Origin of the sequence: Paraburkholderia sp. BR14374 (assembly GCF_040948685.1) — a bacterium.
GTDB lineage: Bacteria > Pseudomonadota > Gammaproteobacteria > Burkholderiales > Burkholderiaceae > Paraburkholderia > Paraburkholderia youngii.
This window is the reverse complement of sequence record NZ_JBFPKF010000006.1, coordinates 195,348-219,703: the sequence shown is the minus strand read 5'-3', so window position 1 is coordinate 219,703 and position 24,356 is coordinate 195,348. Positions and strand designations below refer to the sequence as shown.

Here is a 24,356-nt window from a genome sequence, read left to right as displayed (position 1 = left end):
GTTGCGCGCCCGGTACCGACGCCATGAATGTTTCGTTGCAGCAGCTCAAGGTATTCGTCGCGGTCGCGCGCGAGCGCAGTTTCACGCGCGCGGCGCGCGAGTTCGATCTGACGCAGTCGGCCATCAGCCGTTGTGTGCGTGAACTGGAAGACGCAGTTGAATTGAAGCTATTCGATCGCACGACACGCCAGGTCGAACTGACGAATGCGGGCGCGAGTCTCGAGAGAAGAATCGGCCGGCTGCTCGACGAAATCGAATTGACGCTGCTCGAAGAGCGCGCTGCTTACGACGGACACACGGGCGTCGTGTTATTCGCGAGTAATCCGGTGTTGTCATCGGGCTGGGTGCCGCGGGCTTTGGCGCAGTGCGCGTCGGTTCATCCCGAACTGGTCGTGTCGGTCAAGGATCAGCCTCAATGCAGCGTACTGGCCAGTGTCGAGCAGGGTGAAGTGGATTTCGGCGCCGTCTGCGTGACCGCACCCGTCGATAGTCCTCTCTTACATGCTCAGGTACTTTTCACTACGCCACTGCATGCGGTGCTTCCATCCGTACATTCGCTAGCCCAGAACGACAGCATCGAATGGCACGCGTTGCGCGGATGTCCGCTGATCACGCTGAATGCCGATACCGGCGTGCGCGCCGCGCTCGACCCCGTACTCGCGGCGAACGAATTGAAGCGCCGGCCGATGCAGGAACTCGGACACGTCGCGGCGGTAGCGCGCATGGTCGAATTGGGACTCGGTGTCGGCGTATTGCCTGTCGATGCGCATTGGCCTTCGCCGGGCGCTTCGTTGGTGAGTCGTCCGCTGGTTCCCGAAGCGACATTGACGACGGTACTCGTGCACCGCAGAAACCGCTCGCTTCGCCCCAATGCGGCTGCTGCGTGGGCGCAGTTCGTCGCATCGACGACCGGTCATGCGGAGGAAGTGCCTGCCGTGGCATTCGACCGATGCGCCGCCAGTCAGCCACATAACGTCCTACTCAAGGAGCTTCATGATGGATATCCAGTCCGACCTCAGGCAACATGATCTGTTGATCGACGGCAAGCGCATGCCGCCAGGCACCGGCGAATATTCCGTCGATATCAACCCCGCGACCGAAGATCCGATCGCGCTGGTCGCGCAAGGCAGCGCCGCCGACGTCGATGCCGCGGTGCGCGCGGCGCGCAGCGCTTTGAAGGTATGGAATTCGATTCGCGCCGCCGAACGCGGTCGTATCCTGCAACGGCTCGCGGGCCTGATGCGCGAGAACATGGAAGAACTGACCGCGCTCGAAAGTCTCGACTGCGGCAAGCCGATTGCCGCGGTGATGCGTCAGGACGTGCCCGCCGCGATCGATACCGTCGAATACTACGCAGGCTGGTGCGACAAGATCAACGGCCAGGTGGTGCCGACGCGTCCCGATGCATTGACCTATACGCTGCGCGAACCGGTCGGCGTGGTCGCTGCAATCGTGCCGTGGAATTTTCCGCTGATGATCGGCATGTGGAAGATCGCGCCCGCGCTCGCATGCGGTTGCACGCTGATCGTCAAGCCTGCCGAGATCACGCCGCTCACCGCGTTGCGCATCGGCGAGCTGGCGCTCGAAGCGGGCGTGCCGCCGGGCGTGCTCAATATCGTCACCGGCAAGGGTAGTGTGGTGGGCGACGCGCTGGTGTCGCATCCCGGTATCGACAAGGTCACGTTCACCGGTTCGCCTTCGGTCGGACGAGGCATCCTGCAGGGCGCGGCGGGCAACTTCAAACGCGTGACGCTGGAGCTCGGCGGCAAGTCGGCCAACGTGATCTTTGCCGACGCGAATCTCGACAATGCGGTGCGCGCCGCGGCGTCGGGCGTGTTCTTCAATACGGGGCAAGTGTGCTCCGCTGGGTCGCGGATACTCGCGCATCGTGACGTGTATGACGAAGTGGTCGAGCGTCTGGCTATGCGCGCGAAGTCGATCAAGGTCGGCGATCCGTCGCTGCGCGAAACGTCGATGGGACCGCTGATTTCGGCCGCGCAGATGAAAACCGTATTGAGCTATGTCGACACAGGCCGCTCGGAAGGCGCGTCGCTCGTGACGGGTGGCGCGCGCGTCGGCAATCGCGGCTTTTTCGTCGAGCCCACCGTGTTCGCGAATGTCGAGCACGAGATGCGCATTTCGCAGGAAGAAATTTTCGGGCCCGTGGCAAGCGTGATTCGGTTCGATGACGAAGCGGACGCGGTCCGCATCGCCAATGGCACATCGTATAGTCTCGCGGCCGGCGTCTGGAGCGCTGACCTGAGCCGCGTGCATCGCGTGGCGCGCGACCTGAAGGCGGGCACGGTGTGGATCAATACTTACGGCTATACGGATGTGCGTTTGCCGTGGGGTGGTGCTGGCGATTCGGGCTTCGGTCGCGAGCACGGCGATGTCGCGATCGAGAATTTCACTGAACCGAAAGCGGTGTGGGTGGCGATCGATCAATAGCGGCGAATGTGAAAAAGGATCGGATGCATGGCATCCGATCCTTTCGGTCGTGGTGCAAGACGAAAAGGAGTATCTGGTCAATTACCCTGTAAAGCCATCTTCTCGCGCAATTTGATCAGTGCGAGTACGACGTCGATGGTGGGTGTCGGTTCGGCAACGAGTCGGCCCATTTCCTGCACGACGGTCAGCAAAGGATCGATTTCCATCGGCCTGCGGTTCTCGAGATCGACGAGCGTCGACGTCTTGTGCGCACCGACCGCGCCGGCGCCATCAATACGCCTTTCCACGTCCACACGAAAGTGCACGCCGAACTGTTCCGCGATTCGCTTCGCTTCGAGCATCATCGTGCGTGAAACCGCCCGCGTGCCCGGGTCGCTCGTGAGGACATCGAGCGTTGCATGCGTCAATGCGCTGATCGGGTTGAAGCACAGATTGCCCCACAGCTTGAGCCAGATCTCGTCGCGAATGTTGTCGCGAATCGGCGCTTCGAAGCCGGCTGCCTGCATGATCTCGTGCAATTGCTGAATGCGCGGGGTGCGTTCGCCACTCGGTTCGCCGATCGGAAACTTCTTGCCGTACACGTGTTTGATTACCCCCGGTTCGACGATTTCCGCCGCTGGATAGAGTACGCAGCCAATCGCGCGCTCGGGGCCGAGCTTGGTCCACTGCGAACCGTCGGGGTCGACGCTTGCAAGCCGAGTCCCGGCAAAGCGTCCGCCATGCTGATAGAAGTACCAATACGGAATGCCGTTGACGCCGGTAACGATCGCCGTGTGCTTGCCGAGCAGTGGCTGCATCGAATCGACCACGCCGGGCAGCGAATGCGCCTTCAGCGTGACGATGACGACGTCCTGAACGCCGAGTTCGCTTGGGTCTGAAGTACAGCGCACCGGCGCGCTGAATGTTTCGCCATCCATGATGAGACGCGCGCCGTGCTCACGCATGGCCGCCAGATGCGGGCCGCGTGCAATGAAGCTGACGTCCGCGCCGGCGCGCGCCAATTGCACGCCCATTAAACCGCCAATCGCTCCCGCTCCGAAGATGCAGATCTTCATGATGTCGCTCCGTGACGATGAAAAAGCCGTTCGCCCAACGCCGCATTGCATCACTTCGCGGCCGGTTACGGTTCGAGCATAAGGTGGAGCAACGAAAGCTGATAGTTAAACTTTCTCCGCCGATGTATTAGCGATTCGTTATGAAAAGGCCTCACCTCAGGCACGCCGAACCAGCAGAAAACTCACGCCGATCGCCGCGAGAAAGCCGCCGCAGCAGCGATTGAACCAGCGGCGGATCTTCGCGCGCATCAGCCACTTGCCGAGATACATGCCGGCCCACGAATACAGGGCGATCGCGACCCATTCGAGTACCAGGAAGCTCGCGCCGAGCGCGGCGAATTGCGGCAGTATCGGTTGCGCGACGTCGACGAATTGCGGCAGAAACGCGGTAAAAACCAGAATCGCCTTCGGATTGCCGGCCGCGACGAAGAACTCGTTCCGCGCAATGCGCGTGAGCGCGGCTTCCTGGGGTTGCGATGTATCGATGGCGGGCGCGTCGCTGCGCCACAGCTGGAACGCGAGCCAGATCAGATAAGCGGCGCCCGCGAGTTTGATCGTCAGAAAGATCCACTCGGACGCATGCAGCACGACGGCGAGACCGGTCGCGGCGAGCGCCAGCATCATCGCGAACGCGAGCAGCCGGCCGCTGCCGCCGACGAATGCCTTGATGAAGCCATGCCGTGCGGCGACGTTGATCGAAAGCAGGTTATTGGGCCCGGGTGCGAGGTTGATGGCAAAGCAGGCGGGCAAGAAGAATAGCCAGGCGGTAAGGGACATGACGGCTGCATTCCGAACGGGAGATCACGATGCATCGCGCGGAGGATCGCGCGCGATGCGTTACCGTGATTGTAGCGAAACCGCGCCGCGCTTTCGCCGGCCGCGTGTTCAGTTCACCGCCTTGATAAAGCCAGGGTCGCCGATCAATGTATCGACGCTGAGCTTGACCGTGTCTTCGATCGCGATCGTGTTGCCGGTGAATTTCGGCGACTTCTGCTTCACGGTGCGCGTGGTCGTGTACATGACTTTCTGGGTCGCCGCATCGACGACCACGTAGTGCATCTTCAGCGTCCACAGCGCCGGCGAGCGCTTATCGTCCACCGTGAAGGCTTCGATGCTGCCGCTGAGCACGCGCTTGTTGTCGTCGATACGGAAACCGGCCACTCGCAGGCTGTTCGCGACGCCATTGCGCACGACCAGGCTGACCTCGTCCTTCAAGACGAGCCCGGTCATCCCGGTGTTTTCGATGCGGTTCGGGGAGACATGACCGTCGCGCGCGGGCAGATACGCGAAGTCGCTTGCAGGGGCGACGCTGAGCGAGCCCGTGCCGTGGGTCTTCGGGTGCGTCGCGCTGGCGCTGCTGTTCAGGCCGAACCATGACCACGAGCACGCGGACAACAGCGTGGGCAGCAGCACGGCGCCGCAGCCCTTGAGCACGACCGATCTCAACGGCGAACGCGCAGCAGCCATGCGGGAGAAAGCGGCGGTCGAAGTCAGAGGAGTTGCCCTTTTAAGTGGAGTCAGCCCGGTGAAGAACAGCATGGTAGCAGCGAACCTTGCGTCTGGCTGGCTAGCCCGGCCATCATAACGGGCCGCAATAGCGATGGAGATCGGGACAACGCCCGAAGGGCGTTCGACCGCAGCCGCTCAGAAAAAACCCGCCTTTCCCTGCGTGATATCGGTCAACGTTGTCTTGGCGCCGTCGAGCGCATTGGCGGGCACGCGCATCGTCATCTTCACCAGCATGCCGTAGGCGCTGTCCACCAGTGCATAGCCTTCGGCGTCCATCCAACGACGGACTTTGGCTTCGTCGGCATAACTGACTTCGACGCCCAGCGAAACCTGGGCAATCCTCTCGACGCGCGGCGCGTCGAGCAGCGCGGACGCGATCGCATCGGTGTACGCACGCACCAGACCGCCCGCGCCGAGCTTCACACCCCCGTAATAGCGCACGACGGCCGCGAGCACGCCATCCAGATCGTGATGCCGCAGCACTTCGAGAATCGGCCGACCGGCGGTGCCCGACGGTTCGCCGTCGTCGGACATGCCGGATTGGCCGCCCGCGAGCAGCGCCCAGCACACATGCGTCGCGGCCGGATGTTCGTCGCGCAGACGCTGCAATTCGGCCATCGCGGCATCGCGATCGGCGACCGGGAGCGCATACGCGATGAAGCGGCTCTTGCGAATCTCGAGTTCCGCGCTCAGCGGCGCGGGCAGGGTATAGGTCGGCAAGGCGGAAACGTCGGTGGATGAAAGAAAGCACGCGGTACGCGCCGCGATGTCCGACATGGTAACGGATCGTCCACGCGAGCGAGGCGCCGAGGGCAGGGTCGCGGGTTCGACTACAATGGTCCGCTGAACGCGCGCCTATCATTTCGATGCTGCGCATCGCAAGGAGACGACATGCTCGACCTATCCACGTTGGGGACTTTCGTTGCCGTCGTGCTCGGGCTCTTTCTGATCCCTGGCCCGGCCGTGCTGCTGGTTTTGACGCGCACCATGCACGGTGGACGCAAGGCCGGCATTCTGACCGGTCTCGGCATCGCAGCCGGCGATTTCGTGCACACGCTGGGCGCCGCGGTTGGCCTCTCCGCACTGCTGACGACGTCCGCGCTCGCGTTCAATGCGGTGAAATTCGTCGGTGCCGCGTATCTCGTCTATCTGGGCATTCGCGCGTTGCGCGAAAAGCAGGCGAGTGCGCATCTGCCGGTCGTCGCGCCGGTGTCGGGTTCGAAGGCGTTCTTGCAGGCGATTCCCGCCGAAGTGCTGAACCCGAAGACCGCGCTGTTTTTCCTCGCGTTTCTGCCGCAATTCGTACGGCCCGAGCATGGCTCGACGTTCCTGCAGTTCGCGACGCTCGGGCTGATTTTCGTTGCAATGAGCGCGCTTTACACGACGCTGATCGTCCTGACGATGCGGCCATTGGGCAAACTCGTGAAGCGTTTGACGTGGTTGACGCGCTGGCAGAACAAGCTCATCGGCGTACTGTTCATTTCGCTCGGCCTGCGCGTGGCGGTGCAAACACGTTGAGTGTCGATGCGCGACTGGCACGCGCGATTCAGGAGACCGCGATGAATGAAGGCTCAAGCTCGACGGCGCGCGCGATCGAGTTCTGGTTCGACTTCGGCAGCAACTACAGCTATCTGAGCATGATGCGGGTCGAAGCGTTGGCGGCCGCGCGCAACGTGACGATCGTCTGGCGGCCGTTTCTGCTCGGCCCGGTATTTCGCCAGCTTGGGTTCGAGAACTCGCCCTTCGTATTGCAGAAAGAAAAAGGCGCATACGTGTGGAAAGACATGGAGCGTCAATGCCGCAAATACGGCCTTGCGCTCACGCGTCCCAGCACGTTTCCGCGCGCGGCGCTTCTTGCGATGCGCATCGCGCTGCTGGGTGCGAACGAGCCGTGGATCGGCGCTTGGTGCCGCCAGATCATGCAGTTGAATTTCGTCGACGACCGCGACATCGGCTCGATCGAGGTCGTCAGCGAAGCGCTCGACTCGCTTGGCTTACCCGTGCAGAGCGTGATCGACGCCGCGCAAAGCGACGCGAACAAGCTCCGTTTGCGCGAGCAGACCGAACGGGCCATCAGCAAGGGCATCTTCGGTGCGCCGACGTTTTTTGTCGGCGGCGAGATGTTCTGGGGAAACGACAGGCTGGAGGACGCGTTGGACTACTGCAACACGATCGCGGCGCGCCAATGAACGTTGACCGGAGCGCTCAATCAGCTTGCTGACAGAAGCGTCGGCCCGGTACATGAGAGACCACGGCCTGGGCGATTTCGAGTGGAGTACTTTCGGCGGGAACGACGCGGCGGCTCGATGCGGGCTCGTGCTTCATCGTCCATTCGACGAGCCGGTATGAACGGCCCCAAGGCTGTTGCAGCGGATCGGAGACCTTGCAGGAATGAATCTGGCGAGTCCATTGATGGCCGGGCATCGCACGCAGGTGTTCGACTACCATCTCTTCAACCATGATTTACCTCCTTCTTCTTGTGCGCGGGACCATGCTCGGCCGCGTTTTCGGCACCCTTCAAGAAAAAACGCCGCCGATGTTCTGGCGGCTCAACAGGGGATGAAGTACATACTTGCAGCGAACAATTAAGCGAAACTTAAGAACCGCAATCATTACGCAAACGGATCTCGCAGCGTGTAAGCGAGTGCAAGCGAATGCAAGCGAGCGGTGACAACGGTGGGCGCGCACGCTCGCATGCCGGCCGACGCGTCGCGAGCCTGCCCCTCAAGACCCCGGCGGATCGGCCGTTATCAGTAGAGTTGGGGCGTCGACCCCGTTCGCCTTCAGGGCCGCCTTGCCGATACCGTGACGAAACCCGCCCAAACGCCGCTTTCCGAGCGTCTTCGCTCGCTCGTCGACACCGTGCAGCACAACGAGCGCACGTTGCGGCGCTTCCAGAACGTCGAATTGCGTTTGATCGGAGCGCAGGATTTCGCGTCGTTTCTCGATACCTTGTTCAGCCATCTGCCGCGCGAGTTCGCTCTTTCGAACGTGGCGCTGTGGCTCGACGACCGCGCGCCGATGCTGCTCGAACTGCTCGAGCCGGGCAACCTGCAAGCGCTCGGTCATGCGCAGCTGAAGACCTCGCGCGAGGGTGGTCTCATCGCGCGGTCTTTGTGCGAGCACGATCGGCCGTGGCTCGGCCGCCCTGGCGAGCTCGACGGCGACGCGCGCCGCGCGTTCTTCGGCGCCGTGCCGGCCCAAGTGCCGGCCAGCGCGATCCTGCTGCCGCTCGCCGCGGGCAAGAACGTCAGCGGCTATCTATGCCTCGGCAGCGACGAACCCGCGCGCTTCGGCGCGGGCATGGCCACCGACATTCTGGAGCGCTTCGCAAGCATCGTCACCGCGAGTCTCGACAACGTCGCGCATCGCGAGCGGCTCAAGCAACTCGGCATGACCGATGCGCTGACCGGCCTCGCGAATCGCCGCTATTTCGACGAGCGGCTGCGCGAGGAGTTGATGCGCGCGGCCCGTTATCGCGCGCCGGTCGCGTGTCTGTTCATCGATATCGACGGTTTCAAACGCATCAACGATAGCCACGGCCATCAGATCGGCGACCGCGCGCTCGCGGCGGTGGCGGCCTGCGTGCGACAGCAGGTGCGGCTTGGCGACACCGTCGCGCGCTATGGCGGCGAGGAGTTCGCCGCGCTGCTGCAAGGCGATCGCAGCGACGCGCTGACCGTCGCCGAGCGCGTGCGGCTGGCAGTCGAGAATCTCGACGTGCGCGACGTGCACGGCGAGCGCATCGCGTTGTCGGTGTCGATCGGCGTGGCCGCGCGCGTGGTCGCGGGCAGCCCGGCCGACGCGATGTCGCTAGGTCAGGCGATGATGGACGAGGCCGATCGCGCGATGTATCAGGCCAAGCGCAACGGCCGCAATCGCATCGAGGCGCACGCCGATGCGCTCGATGAGCAGGGCTGATCGAGCGGCGCCAACACCAACACAAACTGCGCGTCACACCCCGGCCGCATCCGGCGGCACCCCGAGCAGCTGCAATGCGCCGCCCATCACGCCGCTGAACACCGGTCCGGCGACCGTACCGCCATAGAACGCCTTGCCGGCCGGGTCGTCGATCATCACGGCGACGATCAGGTGCGGATCGCTCATCGGCGCCATACCGACGAATAGCGCGCGGTAGCGATTCGGCGCGTAGCCCGCGCCGATCTGCTTGCGCGCGGTGCCGGTCTTGCCGCCGACGCGATAACCCGCCACGCTCGCGGCGCGTCCGGTGCCGCCATCGCCCGTTGCCATTTCGAGCATGTTGCGGATCGCGCGCGCGGTGCCGGGCGTCGTGACCGGTTGGCTGCGAGCGGCGAACGGCGTCGGCTCGTCCGCATCGCGCGGCTCGCGCAGCAGGCTCACGCGCCGCAGCGTGCCGTCGCCGGCATAGGCGGTGTAGACCTGCGCGATTTGCAGCAGCGATACCGACAGCCCGTAGCCATACGCCATCGTGGCCTGCTCGATCGGGCGCCAGCGGCGATATGGCCGCAGCTTGCCGGCGGCCACGCCGGGGAAGGGCAGCTCGGGCTTCATTCCGAGCCCGTATTGCTGGTACTTGGTCCAGATCGTTTCGGCCGGCAGGTTCAGCGCGAGTTTCGCGAGCGCGATATTGCTCGACTTCTGCACCGCCTCGGCGACCGTCATCGCGCCGTGATTCGACGTGTCGTGAATCACGGCCGGGCCGATCCGATACCAGCCTGGCGCGGTATCGATGATGCTTTGCGGCCGCACCTTGCCTTCGTCGATCGATAGCGCGACGACGAGCGGCTTGATCGTCGAGCCCGGCTCGAACGTGTCGATCACCGCGCGGTTGCGCAGTTGCCGGCCGGACAGGTGCGTGCGGTCGTTCGGATCGAAGCTCGGGTAGTTGGCGAGCGCGAGGATCTCGCCGTTGCGCGCATCGAGCACGACCACGCTGCCCGCTTCGGCGCGGTGCTGCGCGATCGCGGCTTTGAGTTGCGTGTACGCGAGTTGCTGGATGCGCCGGTCGATCGTCAGCTGGATCGTCGCGCCGTTGCGCGCGGGCACGAGCGGCCGCGTCTCCGAGATCACGCGGCCGAGCCGGTCGCGAATCACCTCGCGCTGGCCCGGCACACCTTGCAGCTTCGCGTTGGCGGCGAGTTCGACGCCTTCCTGGCCGTTGTCCTCGATGTCGGTAAAGCCGACCACGTGCGCGGCCGACTCGCCCTCGGGATAAAAGCGTTTGGTGTCGGCGACCTGCGTGATGCCGGCGAGCCCGAGTCGGGACAGATGCTCGGCGGTGTCGGCATCGAGCTGGCGCTTGAGCAGCACGAAGCTGCGCTCGCCGTTCAGACGCCTGCGCAGTTCCGCGGGCGGCAGATCGAGCAGCCTGGCGAGCGGCGCGAACGCGCTTTCGTCGACGAGCTTCGGCGTGGCCCAGATTTCGTACGTCGCGAGACTGACCGCGAGCATCGAACCATTGCGATCGACGATCCGGCCGCGCGTCGCGTCGAGTTCGAGCAGGCGCTGATAGCGCTTCTGCCCCTGGTCGACGTAGAAGTCCTGATTCACGACCTGCACCCAGAACGCACGGGCGGCGAGCGTCGCGAACGCGGCGAACACGAGCAGCACGATGAACTTCGAGCGCCACGCGGGCAGCCGCGCATCGAGCAGCGGGTTCTTCGCGGCTAACGCATAGGGATCGGGCGACGGAGGTTTTTTCTGGCGGATCATGGCGGCGGGCAGCGGACGTTACGTACCTTCGATTGAACAGGGCCGCCAAAACCACGTGGCCTGGCGGCAAGGACTTTCGCTGGGCCGAGTGTAAATAAAACGTAATTAAAATGCGAGGGATGTGAAAGACGAAGTGTTTCTCTTCGAGCAACCGCTAGCCGAGCCGAAGCTCAAAAACGAACAGCCGCGCGGACTTGCAAAATCCGCGCGGCTGATTCGTTCGATTGATGCGTCGACTCCGACGCGGCGTGTTGATGAGGCGCTCCCTGTCTGTGGAGCGCCTTCTTTTTATGCGCGCCCGTCGCGGGCGCGGCGCAGAAGCGTCAAGCCGGCAACGCGAAACTCGCAATCGCGTCGCGCAACACGCCGACCTGGTCCTTCAGCGAATGCGCGGCAGCCGCGGCCTCTTCGACCAGTGCCGCGTTCTGCTGCGTGACCTGGTCCATCTCGCCGACCGCGCGATTGACCTGCTCGATGCCCGCGCTCTGCTCGCGCGACGCGTGGCTGATCTCTTCGAGAATTTCATTGACGCGCCGCACCGACTGCACGATCTCGCCCATCGTCGCGCCCGCGTTGGCGACCAGCGACGCGCCGGTCTCGACGGTATCGGTCGAGGTTTCGATCAGCGCCTTGATCTCCTTGGCGGCCGTCGCCGAGCGCTGCGCGAGGCTGCGCACTTCGGCCGCGACCACCGCGAAGCCGCGGCCCTGTTCGCCGGCGCGAGCCGCTTCGACGGCCGCGTTCAGCGCGAGGATATTGGTCTGGAACGCAATGCCGTCGATCACGCCGATGATGTCGCCGATCTGGCGCGAGCTCGCGGTAATCTCGCCCATCGTGCGCACCACGTCGTCGACGACGCGGCTGCCGCGCGTCGCGACGTTCGCGGCGTCGCTCGCGAGTTGCGCGGCGTGGCTCGCGCTGTCCGCGTTCTGCTTCACGTTGACCGTCATCTGATCCATGCTCGACGCGGTTTGCACGAGCGCCGCCGCCTGCTCCTCGGTGCGCTGCGACAGGTCGGTGTTGCCCGCCGCGATTTCGTTCGCGCCGACGTTGATGTTCTCGGTGCCCTGGCGCACGCGCGAGACCGTGTCGACGAGTCCCGCCTGCATCGTGCGCAGCGCATGCAGCAGGCTGCTGTTGTCGTGCGGCGCGATCGGCACCGGCGTCGCGAGATTGCCTTGCGCCATCAGCCGCGCATGCTTGACCGCCGCTTCGAGTTCGCCGCCGAGCGAGCGGCGGATGCTGCGCAGCACGATGAGCATCACGACCGTGGAGAGCGCGCCGAGTGCGACCGTGATCGCCAGCCAGCGCAACAGGTTGCGGTAGAACGCGCTTTGCACGTCGTCCATATACATGCCGGTCACGAGGTACCAATCCCATGGCGCGAAGTGCATCGAGTAGCTGGTCTTCGCAACGGGCTGTTCGCTGCCCGGTTTGGCCCACAGATAGTCGACGAAGCCGCCGCCGTCGTGATTGCCTGCGTTGACGATATCGACGAACAGGTGATTGCCGGCCGGATCGGCGAACTGTGCGAGGTTCTTGCCGATCAGTTCGGGCTTGAACGGATGCATCAGCATGACCGGCTGAGAGTCGTTGATGGACAGGTAGCCGTCCTTGCCGTAGCGCATCGCGCCGAGCGTCGCCAGCGCCTGTTTTTTCGCTTCGTCCTCGGACAGCGCATGCTGCTGCGCGAGCGCGTAGTAATGGGCGGTGACGTGGTTGGCCTCTTCGATCAGCGAGCGCAATTGCTCGCGTCGGTCCGAGATCATCGACGCGCGGTTCTGCCACGCGCCGAACGCGCCGATCAGGATCAGGCCAACCCACAGCACGGCGATCATCGACGTCAGTTTTCGGTTCAGAGTCATAGCGAGGGGAATGGGATTTCTGGCCTTAGGGTCTAGTGGTTTGCGGTCGGATGCCGCTCGCTGTGTTAACGGCGGGAAATCGTGTTGGTCGAGGCAGGGGAAACCCGCTGTTTTGCATCGCCATTCATCTGATTAATAAGTGGATTTTATAAGCGTTTTTCGTGGTGCCCGTGCGCGCTCAATTTGAAAAAGACAATTGCGCAATATCCGGAAATCTGAATTAACTGGCGTTTTTCGGTAAAGCGAAGCGATTGAAAAATGCGCACGAAAAATCGACATAAAACGGGCAGCACGAAGTGCCGGACAACCTGCCGAGCCAAATCCAGCAAGGCTCGCTTCAACATTCCACAAAACGCCAATCCAATGCAAAAATCCCATTAAATGACGGCGCATGCAAAAAATGACACATTTTTCCACTTAAGAGCAACCACGAAAAATCGCTGCGGCATTCCAAAAGACTCGCCATAAAAAATTCCGCTATAGTCGCCCTTTTTCCGATTGCCAGCCGGGCGTAGAAGAACGTCAATCCGCCCGCCACCAGGAGTCCCGAAGAATGAATGCACGCGAACCCGCTTTCGTCTCCCAGTCCCGCAGTGCGCGACTGCGCCAGATGCTCGTCAGCAGTGAACTCGAATTCATGATGGAGGCGCATAACGGGCTGTCCGCGCGCATCGTTCGCGAAGCCGGGTTCAAGGCGATCTGGGGCTCGGGCCTCGCGATCTCCGCGCAGTTCGGCGTGCGCGACAACAACGAGGCGAGCTGGACGCAGGTGGTCGATACGCTGGAATTCATGGCCGACGCGAGCGATCTGCCGATCCTGCTCGACGGCGATACCGGCTACGGCAACTTCAACAACGTGCGCCGCCTCGTGCGCAAGCTCGAACAGCGCGGCATCGCCGGCGTGTGCATCGAGGACAAGCAGTTTCCGAAGACCAACAGCTTCATCAATGGCGAGGCGCAGCCGCTTGCCGATATCGACGAATTCTGCGGCAAGATCAAGGCCGGCAAGGACTCGCAGAACGACGAGCATTTCTCGATCGTCGCGCGCGTCGAGGCGCTGATCGCGGGCTGGGGCATGGACGAAGCGCTGCGCCGCGCGGAAGCGTATCGACGGGCCGGCGCCGATGCGATCCTGATTCACAGCAAGCTGTCCCGCCCCGACGAGATCCTCGAATTCGCGCGCAAATGGGCCGGCCGCGCGCCGCTCGTGATCGTGCCGACCAAGTACTACAGCACGCCGACCGAGGTGTTCCGCGAAGCGGGCATCAGCACCGTGATCTGGGCGAACCATCTGATCCGCGCGGCGACCTCGGCGATGCAGGCGGTCGCGAAGGAAATCCATGCGAGCGAGACGCTCGTCAATGTCGAGGACAGCATCGCGGCGGTCAACGAAATCTTCCGTTTGCAGGACGCCGACGAATATTCGGAGGCCGAAGACCGCTATCTGTCGGGCGGCCGCGCGGCCGGCTCGGCCGTCGTGCTCGCCGCGAGCCGCGGCAAGGGCCTTGAAGCGTTGACCGGCGAGCGTCCGAAGGTGATGCTGCCGATCGCCGGCAAACCGCTGCTGCGCTGGCTCGTCGATGCGTTCAAGAAGCAGGGCGTCAACGACATCACCGTGGTCGGCGGCTATCGCGCCGACGCGATCGATACCGCGGGCATTCGCCTCGTCGTCAACGAGCAGCACGCGCAGACCGGCGAGCTCGCGTCGCTCGCATGCGCACTCGATAAACTGAGCGGCGACACCGTCATTTCGTACGGCGACCTGCTGTTTCGCAGCTACATCCTGCGCGATCTGGTGGAAAGCGAGGCCGCCTTCAGCGTGGTCGTCGATTCGTCGCTGACCGATACGGAGAACGCGAGCGTGCGCGATTTCGCGTGGTGCTCGGCCGCCGACGATCGCGGTCTGTTCGGCAACAAGGTCGTGCTGCGGCATGTCGCGAGCGAGCGGGAGCAGTCGTCGGCGGCGAGCGCCGCGCAACTGCCGCATGGCCGCTGGGTGGGGCTGCTGAACGTGCGCGGCGCGGGCCTTCAACGCCTGCAAGCGGTGATGCGCGGGTTGCGGACGCGCGACGATTTCGCGTCGCTCGACATGCCCGCGCTGCTGAACGCAATGATCGAAGCGGGCGAGTCGATCGAGGTGCAATACGTGCACGGCCACTGGCGCGGCGTCAACGATCTCGACGATTTCCGCCGCGCGGGCGACTTCGCGCACGCGCAGGCTCCGTTCGCGACGGCCGTCGGCGGCGCAACGGCGCACGATGCACACGGAGGCGCGCAATGATCGAAGCAGCACAGTTCGTCGAGGCGGCGCGCGAGCGCGGTTTCGACTGGTATGCGGGCGTGCCGTGCTCGTATCTGACGCCGTTCATCAACTACGTGCTGCAGGACGAATCGCTGCACTACGTGTCGGCGGCCAACGAGGGCGACGCGGTCGCGCTGATCGCGGGCGTCACGCTTGGCGCGAAGAACGGCCGGCGCGGCATCACGATGATGCAGAACTCCGGGCTCGGCAATGCGGTCAGCCCGCTGACCTCGCTGACCTGGACTTTCCGCCTGCCGCAACTGCTGATCGTCACGTGGCGCGGCCAGCCGGGGGTTGCCGACGAGCCGCAACACGCACTGATGGGCCCGATCACGCCGGCGATCCTCGACACAATGGAAATTCCGTGGGAGACGTTCCCGACGGAGGCCGCCGCGATCGGACCGGCGCTCGATCGCGCGATCGCGCATATGGACGCCACAGGCCGTCCGTACGCGCTCGTGATGCAGAAGGGCAGCGTCGCACCGTATGAGCTGAAGGACGGCGGCGCGCCCGCGCGGCGGGCGCCGGTCGAGCCTCGTGCGCAGTTCCGCGCGCAGTTCGGCGATATCGCAGCGAACGAACTCGCAACGCGCCACGACGCGCTGCAAAAGGTCATCGCGCATACGCCGCTCGACTCGACGGTGGTGCTCGCGTCGACCGGTTTTTGCGGCCGCGAACTCTATGCGATCGACGATCGCGCGAACCAGCTATACATGGTCGGATCGATGGGCTGCGTGACGCCGTTCGCGCTCGGCCTCGCGCTCGCGCGCCCGGACCTGCGTGTGGTCGCGCTCGACGGCGACGGCGCCGCGCTGATGCGCATGGGCGTGTTCGCGACGCTCGGCGCGTACGGTCCGTCGAACCTCACGCACGTACTGCTCGATAACGGTGCGCACGATTCGACCGGCGGCCAGGCGACAGTGTCGCCGCAAGTGTCGTTCGCGGGTGTCGCGGCCGCGTGCGGTTACGCGTCGGCGGTCGAGAGCGACGATCCGGCAGTCATCGACGAACTGTTCGCGGCGCCGCCGCTCGACGGGCCGCGCTTCGCACGCCTGACGATCCGCCGCGGCACGCCCGACGGCCTGCCGCGCCCGACCATTACGCCGCCCGATGTGAAGACGCGCCTGATGCGCCACATCGGCGCGATCTGAACCCTATGCCAACAGGAGCGCTAATGCTGCTGCTCAATCCCGGCCCGGTGACGCTCACCGAACGTGTCCGCAACAGCCTGTTGCAGACGGACTTGTGCCATCGCGAGAGCGAATTTTTCGACCTGCAGGAAGAGGCGCGCACGCGTCTCGTCGACGTGTACGGGCTCGATCCGAACGAATGGCAGGCAGTGCTGATGACCGGTTCCGGAACGGCCGCCGTCGAAAGCATGACGGCCGCGCTGGTGCCGCAAAACGGCAAGCTGCTCGTCGTCGAAAACGGCGTGTATGGCGAGCGCATCGCGCAGATCGCCGCGCAGTACGGCATCGCGCACGAAGCGCTGAAGCACGACTGGATGGCCGCGCCCGATCTCGCGAAGATCGCCGAACGGCTCGACGCCGACAAGTCGTTCACGCACGTCGCGGTGATTCATCACGAAACGACCACGGGCCGTCTGAACGACATCGCGGCGCTCGGCGCATTGTGCCGCGAGCGCGGCCAGCGTCTGCTGGTGGACGGTGTCAGCAGCTTCGGCGCCGAAGCGATCGATTTCTCGGACGCGAGCCTCGACGCGCTCGCGGCGACCGCCAACAAGTGCCTGCATGGCGTGCCGGGCGCGTCGTTCGTACTGGTGCGGCGCGCGGCGCTCGCACGCGCGGCGAGCCGCACGTACTACCTCGATCTCGCGCGGCTCGCGCGTTTGCAGGATCAGCGCAACACGCCGTTTACGCCGTCGGTGCACGCGTACTACGCGCTGGTCGAGGCGCTGCGTGAACTCGCCGACGAAGGCGGCTGGCGCGCGCGTCATGCGCGCTATGCGGCGCTTGCCGAGCAGGTGCGCGCGGGCCTGGCCGCGCGCGGCATCGGCAGTGTGTTGCCGGCTGGGGTGTCGTCGGTGGTGTTGCGCGCCTACCGCTTGCCCAACGGTATCGGGTATCCGCAACTGCACGACGCGCTGAAGGCGCGCGGCTTCGTGATCTATGCGGGGCAGGGCGGGCTGTCGGCGGAGCTGTTCCGCATCTCGACGATGGGCAACATTCACGCGGCCGATATCGACCGCCTGCTGCAGGGCTTCAGCGACTTGACAGGCTGACGCTGCGTCGAGCGCGGCTGCCTTTACACGGGGTCCTTGTCCGGCGGCCCGTCAGGCCGCTGCGGCTCCTCGACATGATGCCCCGGCGACGGCGGCACCAGCGGGTCGGCTTCCGGGTCGCGGTTCGGATCGGCGTTCGGGTCGGGAATCGGGCTGGTGTGCATGTCGTAGCTCATTGCGTCACCCTTGCGGTTGAAATGCGCGGGTCCGGCGGGGCGGTTGTTACCGTCGATGCCCGCCGCCGCGTCGGTTATCTGTCTTCAAGCGTAGGCGCTCGCCGCGCTTCCTGCTCACTCCTTTTTTGCTATTTTCTCGCGCGTTTGCGGCCGACGCTGAGCTGCCAGTAGCGCTCGGTCGCGAACACGTCTTCGTAATTGCCAGGGCCGAACGCCCGCAACTGGCTCGCGTACGCGTTGACCGCTTCGCGTTTCAGATGCGCGCGGCGCTGCATGTCGATCGTGTGGCCCGCGCTCGGCGTTGCCGGCGTCGCGACGATGCCGCGCTGCGCGAGATCGGCGAGCCGCGCCTGCACCGCGCCCGGCGTGAGCCGGTGAATCGCTTCCTCGTAACCGAACCAGTCCAGATGCGTGAGGCGCGGCAGGATTTCGCAGCACGCTTCGAATACCCGCGCATGGTCCTCATGATGCAGGCCGAGCGGCATCAGCAGCGTGTTGGCGGTCGTGCGGTAAATCGTTTCCTCCAGCGCCGCCGCCATCTGGCTGATAGACGGCGAGTCGGCGTACTGGCTGTCGCGAAACGGCATGCGTAGCGGAATCGCATCGAGTACTTCGAGCGCGCGGTTGTCTTCGACCGTGCGTTCGCGGACCGCTTCATGAGCGTTCGCGAAGCCCGCTTTCTGGTCCCACTCCGTATGCATGTCGTGTTCGGGCGGCGCGGCGAACACGGTGCAGACGGCAGCGTCGGGATGGGCGGCGAGCAAGGCGCCGCAACTGAACACGGCGTCGTCGAAATGGGGCGAGACGATAAAAAGGCGTGGACTGGTTTCGCTCATGGGCTTGCGTCTGGGGGTTCGAGGCGGGGCGGATGAGGCGTCGAGGCCGTCGGTCGTCAAGGCGCCGCATGTAAAAAAACATGGCGTCACCTCAGCTTAGGCGTAATCGGCACGGCTTGCGCGCGAAACTTGCGACGCGCAAATCGCGTGCCTGGAAGGCCGCGGATCGAGCGCTCAATCTGTCTATCCAGCGACGGTCGCGGCTTTTCGGCTCGTCGAGCGTCGCTGTCGTGGCCCTGGGAGCGCACGTGTTTTGTGTAGTTGGCGAATTCTCCGAACACTGTCCGCCAGATCAGCGAAAGCAGTACGCAGTTGAGATCGAAACGCGTCAGCCGCCAGTCGCGGCAAGGCTGAGATTGGCCGCCTGCTAGAGCGTGCGCAAATCATCCGGCGTATCCACGTCGCGCAGAATGCCGGGATCGTCGACGTCGATGCGCGTCAGCGCCCGTGACTTGAGCAGCGCCTTCGCGCCGGTGTCGCCGTCCAGCGCGAGCAGCGCGTCGCGGCACTCGCTGCCGAAGCCGACCGGATGGCCGCGCTGGCCGTCGTAGAACGGCGCGACGAGCGGCGCTCCGTTGTCGAGTGCGCGGGCTACCGCTTCGATCGTCGGAATTGCGATGCGCGGCATATCGGCGAGCGCGACGATCCAGCCTTCGGCGTCGTCGCACGCTTCGATGCCGGCGGCGAGGCTCGCGCCCATGCCGCGCTCGGCGTTGGCCGCGAACACGACATCACAGCCGGCATCGTTCAGCACGCGGGCGAGCGCATCGGAGCCCGGCCGCACCACGGCGAGCACCCGCGTGACGACCTGCAGCAGCCGATGCGCGGCTTCATGCGCGACCAAGGTGCCGTCGGGCATGCGTGCGAGCAGTTTGTTGTGCAGCCCGCGCGGATCGAAGCGCGAGCCGGAACCGGCGGCGAGCAACACGCCAGTGGCGAGCGAGGCATAGGCCATCGGCGGATACCGGTAGAGAGGAGTGCCCCGATTGTGCGATGCAACGGGGCGGGAGGCAAGCGCGGCAGGACAAGCCCGATGCCAGCCGCCCGCCGCTCCGGCTTTCGCTGTTGCATCGTTTCCGTCGCTGCCGCCGGTTCAGGTCCGCACCACCTTGTCCAGCGTGATCGGCAGATCGCGCACCCGCACGCCGGTCGCGTTGTACACCGCGTTCGCGATCGCGGCCACCACGGCCGTGATGCCGATCTCGCCGATCCCGCGCACGCCGAGCGAGTTGATGTACGGATCGGGCCGGTCGATGAACGCAATGTCGATCGTGCCGATATCGGCGTTCACCGGCACGTGATACTCGGCGAGGTTCGCGTTGGTGAAGCGTCCGAAGCGCTCATCGAGCGTGCTTTCTTCCTGCATCGCCGCGCCGATGCCCCACACGATGCCGCCCATCATCTGGCTGCGCGCAGTCTTCTGATTCAGCACGCGGCCGACGTCGTACACCGCGACCACGCGCGGCACGCGGATCGTGCCCAACTCGGCATCGACGTGGACTTCGACGAACACCGCGCCGAACGAGTGAAACGAGTACTTCTGCTTCTCGTCGCCTGGCTTCACGGTGGCGGTCGCCTCGATCGGCTTGCCGCCCGCGCGCGCGATGATCGCCGCGGCCGGATCACGCTTGTCGGGTTGCGAGCGGCTCACGACCCAGCCGCTTGCGACGGTGACGTCGTCGAGCGGCAAGCCATGCACGGGCGAGGCCGCATCGGCGAGCGCCAGCGCGATCAGCTGGCTGCGCGCCTGGCTCGCCGCGTCGCGCACCGCGGGCGACACGCTGGCCGCCGACTGCGAGCCGCCCGACACCGGCGCGCGCGGCAGCGACGAATCACCGAGCGCGAAGTGGATCTGCTCGGGCGTGAAGCCGAGCGCATCGGCGGCGACCTGGGTCATCACCGTGTAGGTGCCGGTGCCGATGTCCTGCGTGCCCGAGGCGACCACCGCGGTGCCGTCCGGCCGAATCTGCGCGAGCGCCGACGCCTCGCTGCGGTTGGCCGGATAGGTCGCAGTCGCCATGCCCATGCCGATCAGCGTGTTGCCGTTGCGCATCGAACGCGGCGTTTGCGAGCGGCGCGACCAGCCGAATTTCTCGGCGCCGATCTGATAGCACTCGCGCAGCGACTTGCCGGACCACGGCTTGTGCTCCTGCGGATCGCTGTCCGCGTAGTTCTTCAGGCGCAGCGCGAGCGGGTCCATCTCCAGCGCGACCGCGAGTTCGTCCATCGCCGATTCGAGCGCGAACGAGCCGGTGGTCTCGCCCGGCGCGCGCATGAAGGTCGGCGTGCCGACATTGAGCTGCACGAGCCGGTGCGTCGTCACCTGGTTGGGGACCGCGTACAGCATGCGCGTGACCATGCAGCAGGTCTCGGTCCAGTCTTCGATCATCGACGTGTTCGAGATGCTGTCGTGGCGCATCGCGGTCAGCGTGCCGTCATGCCGCGCGGCGATCACGAAGTGCTGCTCGGTGCGCGGCCGCGCGCCGACCGGGCCGAACATCTGCGGCCGTTCGAGCGCGAGCCGCACGGGCCGCCCGGTTTGCCGCGCGGCCATCGCGCACAGCGACACGTGCGACCACGACGAGCCCTTGCAGCCGAAGCCGCCGCCGATCAGCGGCGAAATCACGCGCACGTCGGACACGGGGATCGCGAACGTCTTCGCGAGCACCTGCGCGGTGCCGCTCACGCCCTGGGTCGAGTCGTAGACCGTCAACTGCGGGCCGTCCCAGTGCGCCATCGTCGCGTGCGGCTCCATCGGGTTGTGATGCTCGATCGGCGTCGTGTAGGTGGCCTCGATATGCACGTCGCCGCTTTGCACGCCGTCTTCGAAGCTGCCGCGCTGCGTATCGGTCTGCCGGCCCTGCGGCTTGTCCGGCGCATGCGCGTGCGCTTTAGCCTGCTCGAAGTCGAGCGCCGCGGTGCCCGGCTGATAGACGATGCGCAGCTGGCGCGCGGCATCGGTCGCATGTTCGAGCGTATCGGCGATGACTACCGCGACCGGCTCGTTGCTGTAGTGCACCCGGTTGTCTTGCAGAAGCGACAGGTGCCTGCCGGCCGGAGGCGAGAACGCGGACTTGCCTCCGTTCGGCAGACGCGGCGCGTTCTGGTAGGTCATCACGAGCAGCACGCCGGGCACGGCCTCGGCGCGACTCGCATCGATCGACGAAATCGTGCCGGCTGGGATCGTGCTCGTCACGAGCACCCCATGCGCGAGGCGCGCCCCGGGGAATTCGGCTGCATAACGCGCGTCGCCGGTCACCTTGAGCAGACCGTCGACGCGATCGAGCGGTTGTCCGATCAGATTCATGCGACACCTCCCGCATTGCCGGCGGCCTGGTTGACCGCGCGGACGATCGCGCGTTGCGCGAGCTGGACCTTGAAGGCGTTGTCGTGACGCGGCTGCGCGCCGCTCAACGCGGCCGCGGCGGCGTTCTTCAGCGTGGCCTGGCTGAGCGGCTGGCCGCTCAGCATGTGCTCGGCCACGTTCGCGCGCCACGGTTTGTGCGCGACGCCGCCGAGCGCGATGCGCGCGCTCTGCACGCGCTCGCCGTCCATCTGCAACGCGGCCGCGACCGATACGAGCGCGAATGCATAGCTCGCGCGGTCACGCACCTTCAGATAGTGCGAATGCGCGCTGAACAGCGGCGGCGGCAGATCCACTGCGGTGATCAGCTCGCCGGGCTGCAACGTGGTATCGACGTCGGGCCGGTCGCCCGGCAGGCGATGGAAGTCGGCGAACGCGATCGTGCGCTCGCCGCCGGGGCCGCTCACGCGCACCAGCGCATCGAGCGCGGCCAGCGCGACGCTCATGTCCGACGGGTTGACCGCGATGCATTGCGGGCTCGCGCCGAGGATCGCGTGTCCGCGGTTATGGCCGTCGAGCGCCGCGCAGCCGCTGCCGGGCAGGCGCTTGTTGCAATGCGTGAAAGCGGTGTCGTAGAAGTAGCCGCAGCGGGTGCGTTGCAGCAGATTGCCGCCGACCGTCGCCATGTTGCGCAACTGCGGCGACGCGCCCGCGAGCAGCGCTTGCGACAGCAGCGGGTACTGCTCGCGCACCAGCGCGTGATTGGCCGCGTCGCTATTGCGCACCAGCGCGCCGATGCGCAGGCCGCCGCCGGGCAGCGTCGTCACCGAGTCGAGGCCGCCGATGTGTGTGATGTCGATGAGCCGCACCGGCCGCGCGACGCCGCCCTTCATCAGATCGAGCAGATTCGTGCCGCCGCCGATGAACACCGCGCCGGGCTGTTGCGCGGCGCGTACCGCGCTGGCGACGTCGCCAGCGCGTTCGTAGGAGATCGCATCCATGTCGGTCTCCGTCAGGCTTGCTCGTGCGCGGCGCGCACCGCGGCGACGATATTCACGTACGCGCCGCAGCGGCAGATGTTGCCGCTCATGCGTTCGCGGATTTCGTCGTCGGTGAGCGCGGCGGGACGCGAGCGCACGTCGGCGGTCACGGTGCTCGCCGTGCCGCTGCGGAATTCGCCGAGCAGGGCGGTCGCCGAGCACAACTGCCCGGGCGTACAGTAGCCGCACTGGAACGCATCGTGTTCGATGAACGCGGCCTGCACAGGACTCAATGTGCCGTTGCTCGCGAGTCCTTCGACGGTCGTGATGTTCTCGCCTTCATGCATGACCGCGAGCGTTAGGCACGAGTTGATGCGGCGGCCGTCGGCGAGCACCGTGCAGGCGCCGCATTGACCACGGTCGCAGCCTTTCTTCGTGCCCATCAGACCGGCGTATTCGCGCAACGCGTCGAGCAGCGTCACGCGCGGTTCGAGCTGTAGCGCGTATGCGCGGCCGTTGACGGTCAATGTAACAGGGCGCGGCGGCACCACGGGGTTGCTTTGCGGCGCGGGTGCGGCGGGTGCCTGCGCTTGCGCGCGCAGATGCGGCGCCGCGCCGATCGTCGCGGCGGCCGCCGCCGATTGCAGGAAGCGGCGGCGTGACGGTTGGGAAGGTGTGGTGGTTTGCTCGGCGGCCGACTCTGAAGCGGAGGTGTCCCCGCAATGCTGACATTCTGTAGGCGTGGTCATGAGGATCTGTTGACTCCATTGAAAGGTCAATGCAGGCTGACGACGCGTCGATGTCCAACGCATCGCGTTGACACAAAACCATTGAGCAGCAATTTAAGTGCCGTTGCAGGTGCAGCTACAACGGTATTAAAGACTCGCTGCAAACACAAAGCCGATCCGCGCAATAAAGGCAGGCCAATATGCGCAATGATCAGGATGGAGCCCGTGTGGAGTCGCGCAAAACGGGCAAGGTTGCACGTTTTGCACTGGGGAAAACGACCTGCGGCTCAACGCGCCCGGCAGGCTGTGAGGATGCCTCGCAGCAAATCGATCGGCGGCGGCGGACATCCGGGGATCGTCACGTCGACCGGCAAGATCGACGAAACCGGGCCGCACACCGCGTAACTATTGGCAAAAATGCCGCCCGTGCATGCGCACTCGCCGGCGGCAACGACGAGTTTCGGAGCGGGGGTCGCGTCGTACGCGGCGAGCAGGGCCGCGCGCATATTCAGCGTCACCGGCCCGGTCACGAGCAGCAGGTCCGCATGCCGCGGACTCGCGACGAATTTGATGCCAAGCCCTCGGGTGCGGAGATCCGGACCACACACATGACCGGCATCGTCACGGACCTCGGTATCGAGTTGGGTAAGCTTTTTTACTGGAATCGGTCGGCGCTCGTCGACGACGAGCACGCGGTCATCGCAAACCGCGCGAAGCTGAGGATCCACGGCACGATGCTCGCGTCGTTTTTCGTGGGCGGCCTGATCGGCGCAATCGGTTTCAAGCATGTGGGCTACGTGTCGACCGTGCCGCTCGCTGGCGCACTCGTCACGCTGGCGATCGTGCCGGTCGTCGATGATCTGTTGACCTGTCTCTGCCGGTTCGAGCGCAGGCATTGAGCTCACGCGAGGACGGGGGAATGCTGGCGTGAAATGCCGGTTCTGGTCGTGCCGCCGAAAGCAAATGCATTATAATTTGGTTAACATATTTGCCGACTCGTCCTCGCAATGGAAACGAAAACCGCACGCCTGACCGTCCTGATCGACCCCGCCAAGAAAGAGGCATTCGAAATGCTCTGCTCGGCGCAGGATCTGACGCCGTCACAAGTCGTCCGCCAACTGATCCGCGAGTATCTCGAGCGTCACGGCGTGACCTACAAGACCAAAAGCCCGCTTGCCAAGCGCGGACGCTGACACCCGGGCTGACGCCTCGCGCCG

At 65.1% G+C, this 24,356-nt stretch carries 22 protein-coding genes and 2 pseudogenes; 10 read left to right on the top strand and 14 right to left on the bottom strand.

The window, feature by feature from the left end:
- Positions 1-23: 23 nt before the first annotated feature.
- Complete coding sequence (locus tag AB3X86_RS16890; protein ID WP_368596829.1) at positions 24-1,028, top strand: LysR family transcriptional regulator; 1,005 nt, start codon at positions 24-26, stop codon at positions 1,026-1,028.
- Positions 997-2,448, top strand: coding sequence for an aldehyde dehydrogenase family protein (locus tag AB3X86_RS16885; protein ID WP_368596989.1), 1,452 nt, complete (start codon positions 997-999; stop codon positions 2,446-2,448). Before AB3X86_RS16890 ends, AB3X86_RS16885 begins: the two co-directional genes overlap by 32 nt.
- A 77-nt stretch (positions 2,449-2,525) precedes the next feature.
- Here AB3X86_RS16885 and AB3X86_RS16880 read toward each other — a convergent pair whose 3' ends face one another.
- From AB3X86_RS16880 to AB3X86_RS16865, 4 genes are all read right to left on the bottom strand, one after another.
- Positions 2,526-3,503: a 2-dehydropantoate 2-reductase gene (locus AB3X86_RS16880; RefSeq protein ID WP_176107661.1), complete on the bottom strand. Its 978-nt coding sequence runs from the start codon at positions 3,501-3,503 to the stop codon at positions 2,526-2,528.
- 156 nt (positions 3,504-3,659) lie between these two features.
- Complete coding sequence (locus AB3X86_RS16875; protein WP_368596828.1) at positions 3,660-4,280, bottom strand: LysE family translocator; 621 nt, start codon at positions 4,278-4,280, stop codon at positions 3,660-3,662.
- A gap of 108 nt (positions 4,281-4,388) precedes the next feature.
- Positions 4,389-4,970 (bottom strand): hypothetical protein, encoded by a 582-nt coding sequence (locus AB3X86_RS16870; protein WP_368596827.1) that lies wholly within the window; start codon positions 4,968-4,970, stop codon positions 4,389-4,391.
- A gap of 177 nt (positions 4,971-5,147) precedes the next feature.
- Positions 5,148-5,789 (bottom strand): YigZ family protein, encoded by a 642-nt coding sequence (locus AB3X86_RS16865; protein WP_368596826.1) that lies wholly within the window; start codon positions 5,787-5,789, stop codon positions 5,148-5,150.
- Positions 5,790-5,903: 114 nt separating this feature from the next.
- Between AB3X86_RS16865 and AB3X86_RS16860 the strand changes: the two genes are divergently transcribed.
- Together AB3X86_RS16860 and AB3X86_RS16855 are read left to right on the top strand one after the other, a co-directional pair.
- Positions 5,904-6,530, top strand: coding sequence for a LysE family translocator (locus AB3X86_RS16860; protein WP_368596825.1), 627 nt, complete (start codon positions 5,904-5,906; stop codon positions 6,528-6,530).
- A 41-nt stretch (positions 6,531-6,571) separates the two neighbouring features.
- Positions 6,572-7,201, top strand: coding sequence for a 2-hydroxychromene-2-carboxylate isomerase (locus AB3X86_RS16855; RefSeq protein WP_368596824.1), 630 nt, complete (start codon positions 6,572-6,574; stop codon positions 7,199-7,201).
- Between the two features lie 16 nt (positions 7,202-7,217).
- Here the strand turns inward: AB3X86_RS16855 and AB3X86_RS16850 are convergent, their stop codons facing one another.
- Positions 7,218-7,472 carry a DUF2866 domain-containing protein gene (locus AB3X86_RS16850; protein ID WP_368596823.1) on the bottom strand — a complete coding sequence of 85 codons (255 nt, stop codon included), beginning with the start codon at positions 7,470-7,472 and terminating at the stop codon, positions 7,218-7,220.
- Positions 7,473-7,817: 345 nt separating this feature from the next.
- Between AB3X86_RS16850 and AB3X86_RS16845 the strand changes: the two genes are divergently transcribed.
- Entirely contained in the window at positions 7,818-8,933 is a 1,116-nt protein-coding gene (locus AB3X86_RS16845; RefSeq protein WP_368596822.1) for a diguanylate cyclase, read from the top strand.
- Positions 8,934-8,966: 33 nt separating this feature from the next.
- Here the strand turns inward: AB3X86_RS16845 and AB3X86_RS16840 are convergent, their stop codons facing one another.
- Both AB3X86_RS16840 and AB3X86_RS16835 read right to left on the bottom strand, forming a co-directional pair.
- Positions 8,967-10,706 (bottom strand): peptidoglycan D,D-transpeptidase FtsI family protein, encoded by a 1,740-nt coding sequence (locus tag AB3X86_RS16840; RefSeq protein WP_368596821.1) that lies wholly within the window; start codon positions 10,704-10,706, stop codon positions 8,967-8,969.
- 323 nt (positions 10,707-11,029) lie between these two features.
- Positions 11,030-12,571 carry a methyl-accepting chemotaxis protein gene (locus tag AB3X86_RS16835; protein ID WP_368596820.1) on the bottom strand — a complete coding sequence of 514 codons (1,542 nt, stop codon included), beginning with the start codon at positions 12,569-12,571 and terminating at the stop codon, positions 11,030-11,032.
- A 553-nt stretch (positions 12,572-13,124) separates the two neighbouring features.
- On the opposite strand from AB3X86_RS16835, the gene aepX reads away from it, so the two are divergent.
- Genes aepX through AB3X86_RS16820 form a run of 3 tightly spaced genes read left to right on the top strand, consistent with a single transcriptional unit; the run spans position 13,125 to position 17,115 of the window.
- Positions 13,125-14,852: a phosphoenolpyruvate mutase gene (aepX, locus tag AB3X86_RS16830; RefSeq protein ID WP_368596819.1), complete on the top strand. Its 1,728-nt coding sequence runs from the start codon at positions 13,125-13,127 to the stop codon at positions 14,850-14,852.
- A complete protein-coding gene (gene aepY / locus AB3X86_RS16825; protein WP_368596818.1) occupies positions 14,849-16,024 on the top strand; it encodes a phosphonopyruvate decarboxylase in 1,176 nt (391 codons plus the stop codon). The genes aepX and aepY overlap by 4 nt, the downstream gene beginning before the upstream one ends.
- A 23-nt stretch (positions 16,025-16,047) precedes the next feature.
- Entirely contained in the window at positions 16,048-17,115 is a 1,068-nt protein-coding gene (locus AB3X86_RS16820) for a 2-aminoethylphosphonate aminotransferase (protein WP_368596817.1), read from the top strand.
- A 23-nt stretch (positions 17,116-17,138) separates the two neighbouring features.
- Here the strand turns inward: AB3X86_RS16820 and AB3X86_RS16815 are convergent, their stop codons facing one another.
- From AB3X86_RS16815 to AB3X86_RS16785, 7 genes and pseudogenes are all read right to left on the bottom strand, one after another.
- Positions 17,139-17,291 carry a hypothetical protein gene (locus tag AB3X86_RS16815; protein WP_008921009.1) on the bottom strand — a complete coding sequence of 51 codons (153 nt, stop codon included), beginning with the start codon at positions 17,289-17,291 and terminating at the stop codon, positions 17,139-17,141.
- A 128-nt stretch (positions 17,292-17,419) separates the two neighbouring features.
- Positions 17,420-18,127 carry a PIG-L family deacetylase gene (locus tag AB3X86_RS16810; RefSeq protein ID WP_176120719.1) on the bottom strand — a complete coding sequence of 236 codons (708 nt, stop codon included), beginning with the start codon at positions 18,125-18,127 and terminating at the stop codon, positions 17,420-17,422.
- Positions 18,128-18,494: 367 nt separating this feature from the next.
- Positions 18,495-19,082, bottom strand: coding sequence for an NTP transferase domain-containing protein (locus AB3X86_RS16805; RefSeq protein WP_176120720.1), 588 nt, complete (start codon positions 19,080-19,082; stop codon positions 18,495-18,497).
- 138 nt (positions 19,083-19,220) lie between these two features.
- A complete protein-coding gene (locus tag AB3X86_RS16800) occupies positions 19,221-21,434 on the bottom strand; it encodes a xanthine dehydrogenase family protein molybdopterin-binding subunit (protein ID WP_368596816.1) in 2,214 nt (737 codons plus the stop codon).
- Entirely contained in the window at positions 21,431-22,432 is a 1,002-nt protein-coding gene (locus AB3X86_RS16795) for a xanthine dehydrogenase family protein subunit M (RefSeq protein WP_368596815.1), read from the bottom strand. Before AB3X86_RS16795 ends, AB3X86_RS16800 begins: the two co-directional genes overlap by 4 nt.
- An 11-nt stretch (positions 22,433-22,443) precedes the next feature.
- Positions 22,444-23,160 (bottom strand): (2Fe-2S)-binding protein, encoded by a 717-nt coding sequence (locus AB3X86_RS16790; RefSeq protein ID WP_368596814.1) that lies wholly within the window; start codon positions 23,158-23,160, stop codon positions 22,444-22,446.
- 266 nt (positions 23,161-23,426) lie between these two features.
- A pseudogene (locus AB3X86_RS16785) lies at positions 23,427-23,720 on the bottom strand (NADH-quinone oxidoreductase subunit B family protein); the annotation flags it as partial.
- On the opposite strand from AB3X86_RS16785, the pseudogene AB3X86_RS16780 reads away from it, so the two are divergent.
- Positions 23,721-24,038: pseudogene (locus tag AB3X86_RS16780) on the top strand (YoaK family protein); the annotation flags it as partial.
- A 108-nt stretch (positions 24,039-24,146) separates the two neighbouring features.
- Positions 24,147-24,332 (top strand): CopG family transcriptional regulator, encoded by a 186-nt coding sequence (locus tag AB3X86_RS16775; RefSeq protein WP_013091246.1) that lies wholly within the window; start codon positions 24,147-24,149, stop codon positions 24,330-24,332.
- The last annotated feature ends 24 nt before the right edge of the window (positions 24,333-24,356 follow it).

What these genes read in the sequence shown, in the direction of transcription:
- AB3X86_RS16840 (WP_368596821.1), bottom strand. Translation starts at nt 10,706, where the DNA reads ATGATCCGCCAGAAAAAACCTCCGTCGCCCGATCCCTATGCGTTAGCC.
- aepY (WP_368596818.1), top strand. Translation starts at nt 14,849, where the DNA reads ATGATCGAAGCAGCACAGTTCGTCGAGGCGGCGCGCGAGCGCGGTTTC.
- AB3X86_RS16800 (WP_368596816.1), bottom strand. Translation starts at nt 21,434, where the DNA reads ATGAATCTGATCGGACAACCGCTCGATCGCGTCGACGGTCTGCTCAAG.
- AB3X86_RS16890 (WP_368596829.1), top strand. Translation starts at nt 24, where the DNA reads ATGAATGTTTCGTTGCAGCAGCTCAAGGTATTCGTCGCGGTCGCGCGC.
- AB3X86_RS16815 (WP_008921009.1), bottom strand. Translation starts at nt 17,291, where the DNA reads ATGAGCTACGACATGCACACCAGCCCGATTCCCGACCCGAACGCCGAT.
- AB3X86_RS16835 (WP_368596820.1), bottom strand. Translation starts at nt 12,571, where the DNA reads ATGACTCTGAACCGAAAACTGACGTCGATGATCGCCGTGCTGTGGGTT.
- AB3X86_RS16860 (WP_368596825.1), top strand. Translation starts at nt 5,904, where the DNA reads ATGCTCGACCTATCCACGTTGGGGACTTTCGTTGCCGTCGTGCTCGGG.
- AB3X86_RS16865 (WP_368596826.1), bottom strand. Translation starts at nt 5,789, where the DNA reads ATGTCGGACATCGCGGCGCGTACCGCGTGCTTTCTTTCATCCACCGAC.
- AB3X86_RS16870 (WP_368596827.1), bottom strand. Translation starts at nt 4,970, where the DNA reads ATGGCTGCTGCGCGTTCGCCGTTGAGATCGGTCGTGCTCAAGGGCTGC.
- AB3X86_RS16775 (WP_013091246.1), top strand. Translation starts at nt 24,147, where the DNA reads ATGGAAACGAAAACCGCACGCCTGACCGTCCTGATCGACCCCGCCAAG.
- AB3X86_RS16855 (WP_368596824.1), top strand. Translation starts at nt 6,572, where the DNA reads ATGAATGAAGGCTCAAGCTCGACGGCGCGCGCGATCGAGTTCTGGTTC.
- AB3X86_RS16850 (WP_368596823.1), bottom strand. Translation starts at nt 7,472, where the DNA reads ATGGTTGAAGAGATGGTAGTCGAACACCTGCGTGCGATGCCCGGCCAT.
- AB3X86_RS16875 (WP_368596828.1), bottom strand. Translation starts at nt 4,280, where the DNA reads ATGTCCCTTACCGCCTGGCTATTCTTCTTGCCCGCCTGCTTTGCCATC.
- AB3X86_RS16795 (WP_368596815.1), bottom strand. Translation starts at nt 22,432, where the DNA reads ATGGATGCGATCTCCTACGAACGCGCTGGCGACGTCGCCAGCGCGGTA.
- AB3X86_RS16805 (WP_176120720.1), bottom strand. Translation starts at nt 19,082, where the DNA reads ATGGCCTATGCCTCGCTCGCCACTGGCGTGTTGCTCGCCGCCGGTTCC.
- AB3X86_RS16885 (WP_368596989.1), top strand. Translation starts at nt 997, where the DNA reads ATGGATATCCAGTCCGACCTCAGGCAACATGATCTGTTGATCGACGGC.
- AB3X86_RS16790 (WP_368596814.1), bottom strand. Translation starts at nt 23,160, where the DNA reads ATGACCACGCCTACAGAATGTCAGCATTGCGGGGACACCTCCGCTTCA.
- AB3X86_RS16820 (WP_368596817.1), top strand. Translation starts at nt 16,048, where the DNA reads ATGCTGCTGCTCAATCCCGGCCCGGTGACGCTCACCGAACGTGTCCGC.
- aepX (WP_368596819.1), top strand. Translation starts at nt 13,125, where the DNA reads ATGAATGCACGCGAACCCGCTTTCGTCTCCCAGTCCCGCAGTGCGCGA.
- AB3X86_RS16880 (WP_176107661.1), bottom strand. Translation starts at nt 3,503, where the DNA reads ATGAAGATCTGCATCTTCGGAGCGGGAGCGATTGGCGGTTTAATGGGC.
- AB3X86_RS16810 (WP_176120719.1), bottom strand. Translation starts at nt 18,127, where the DNA reads ATGAGCGAAACCAGTCCACGCCTTTTTATCGTCTCGCCCCATTTCGAC.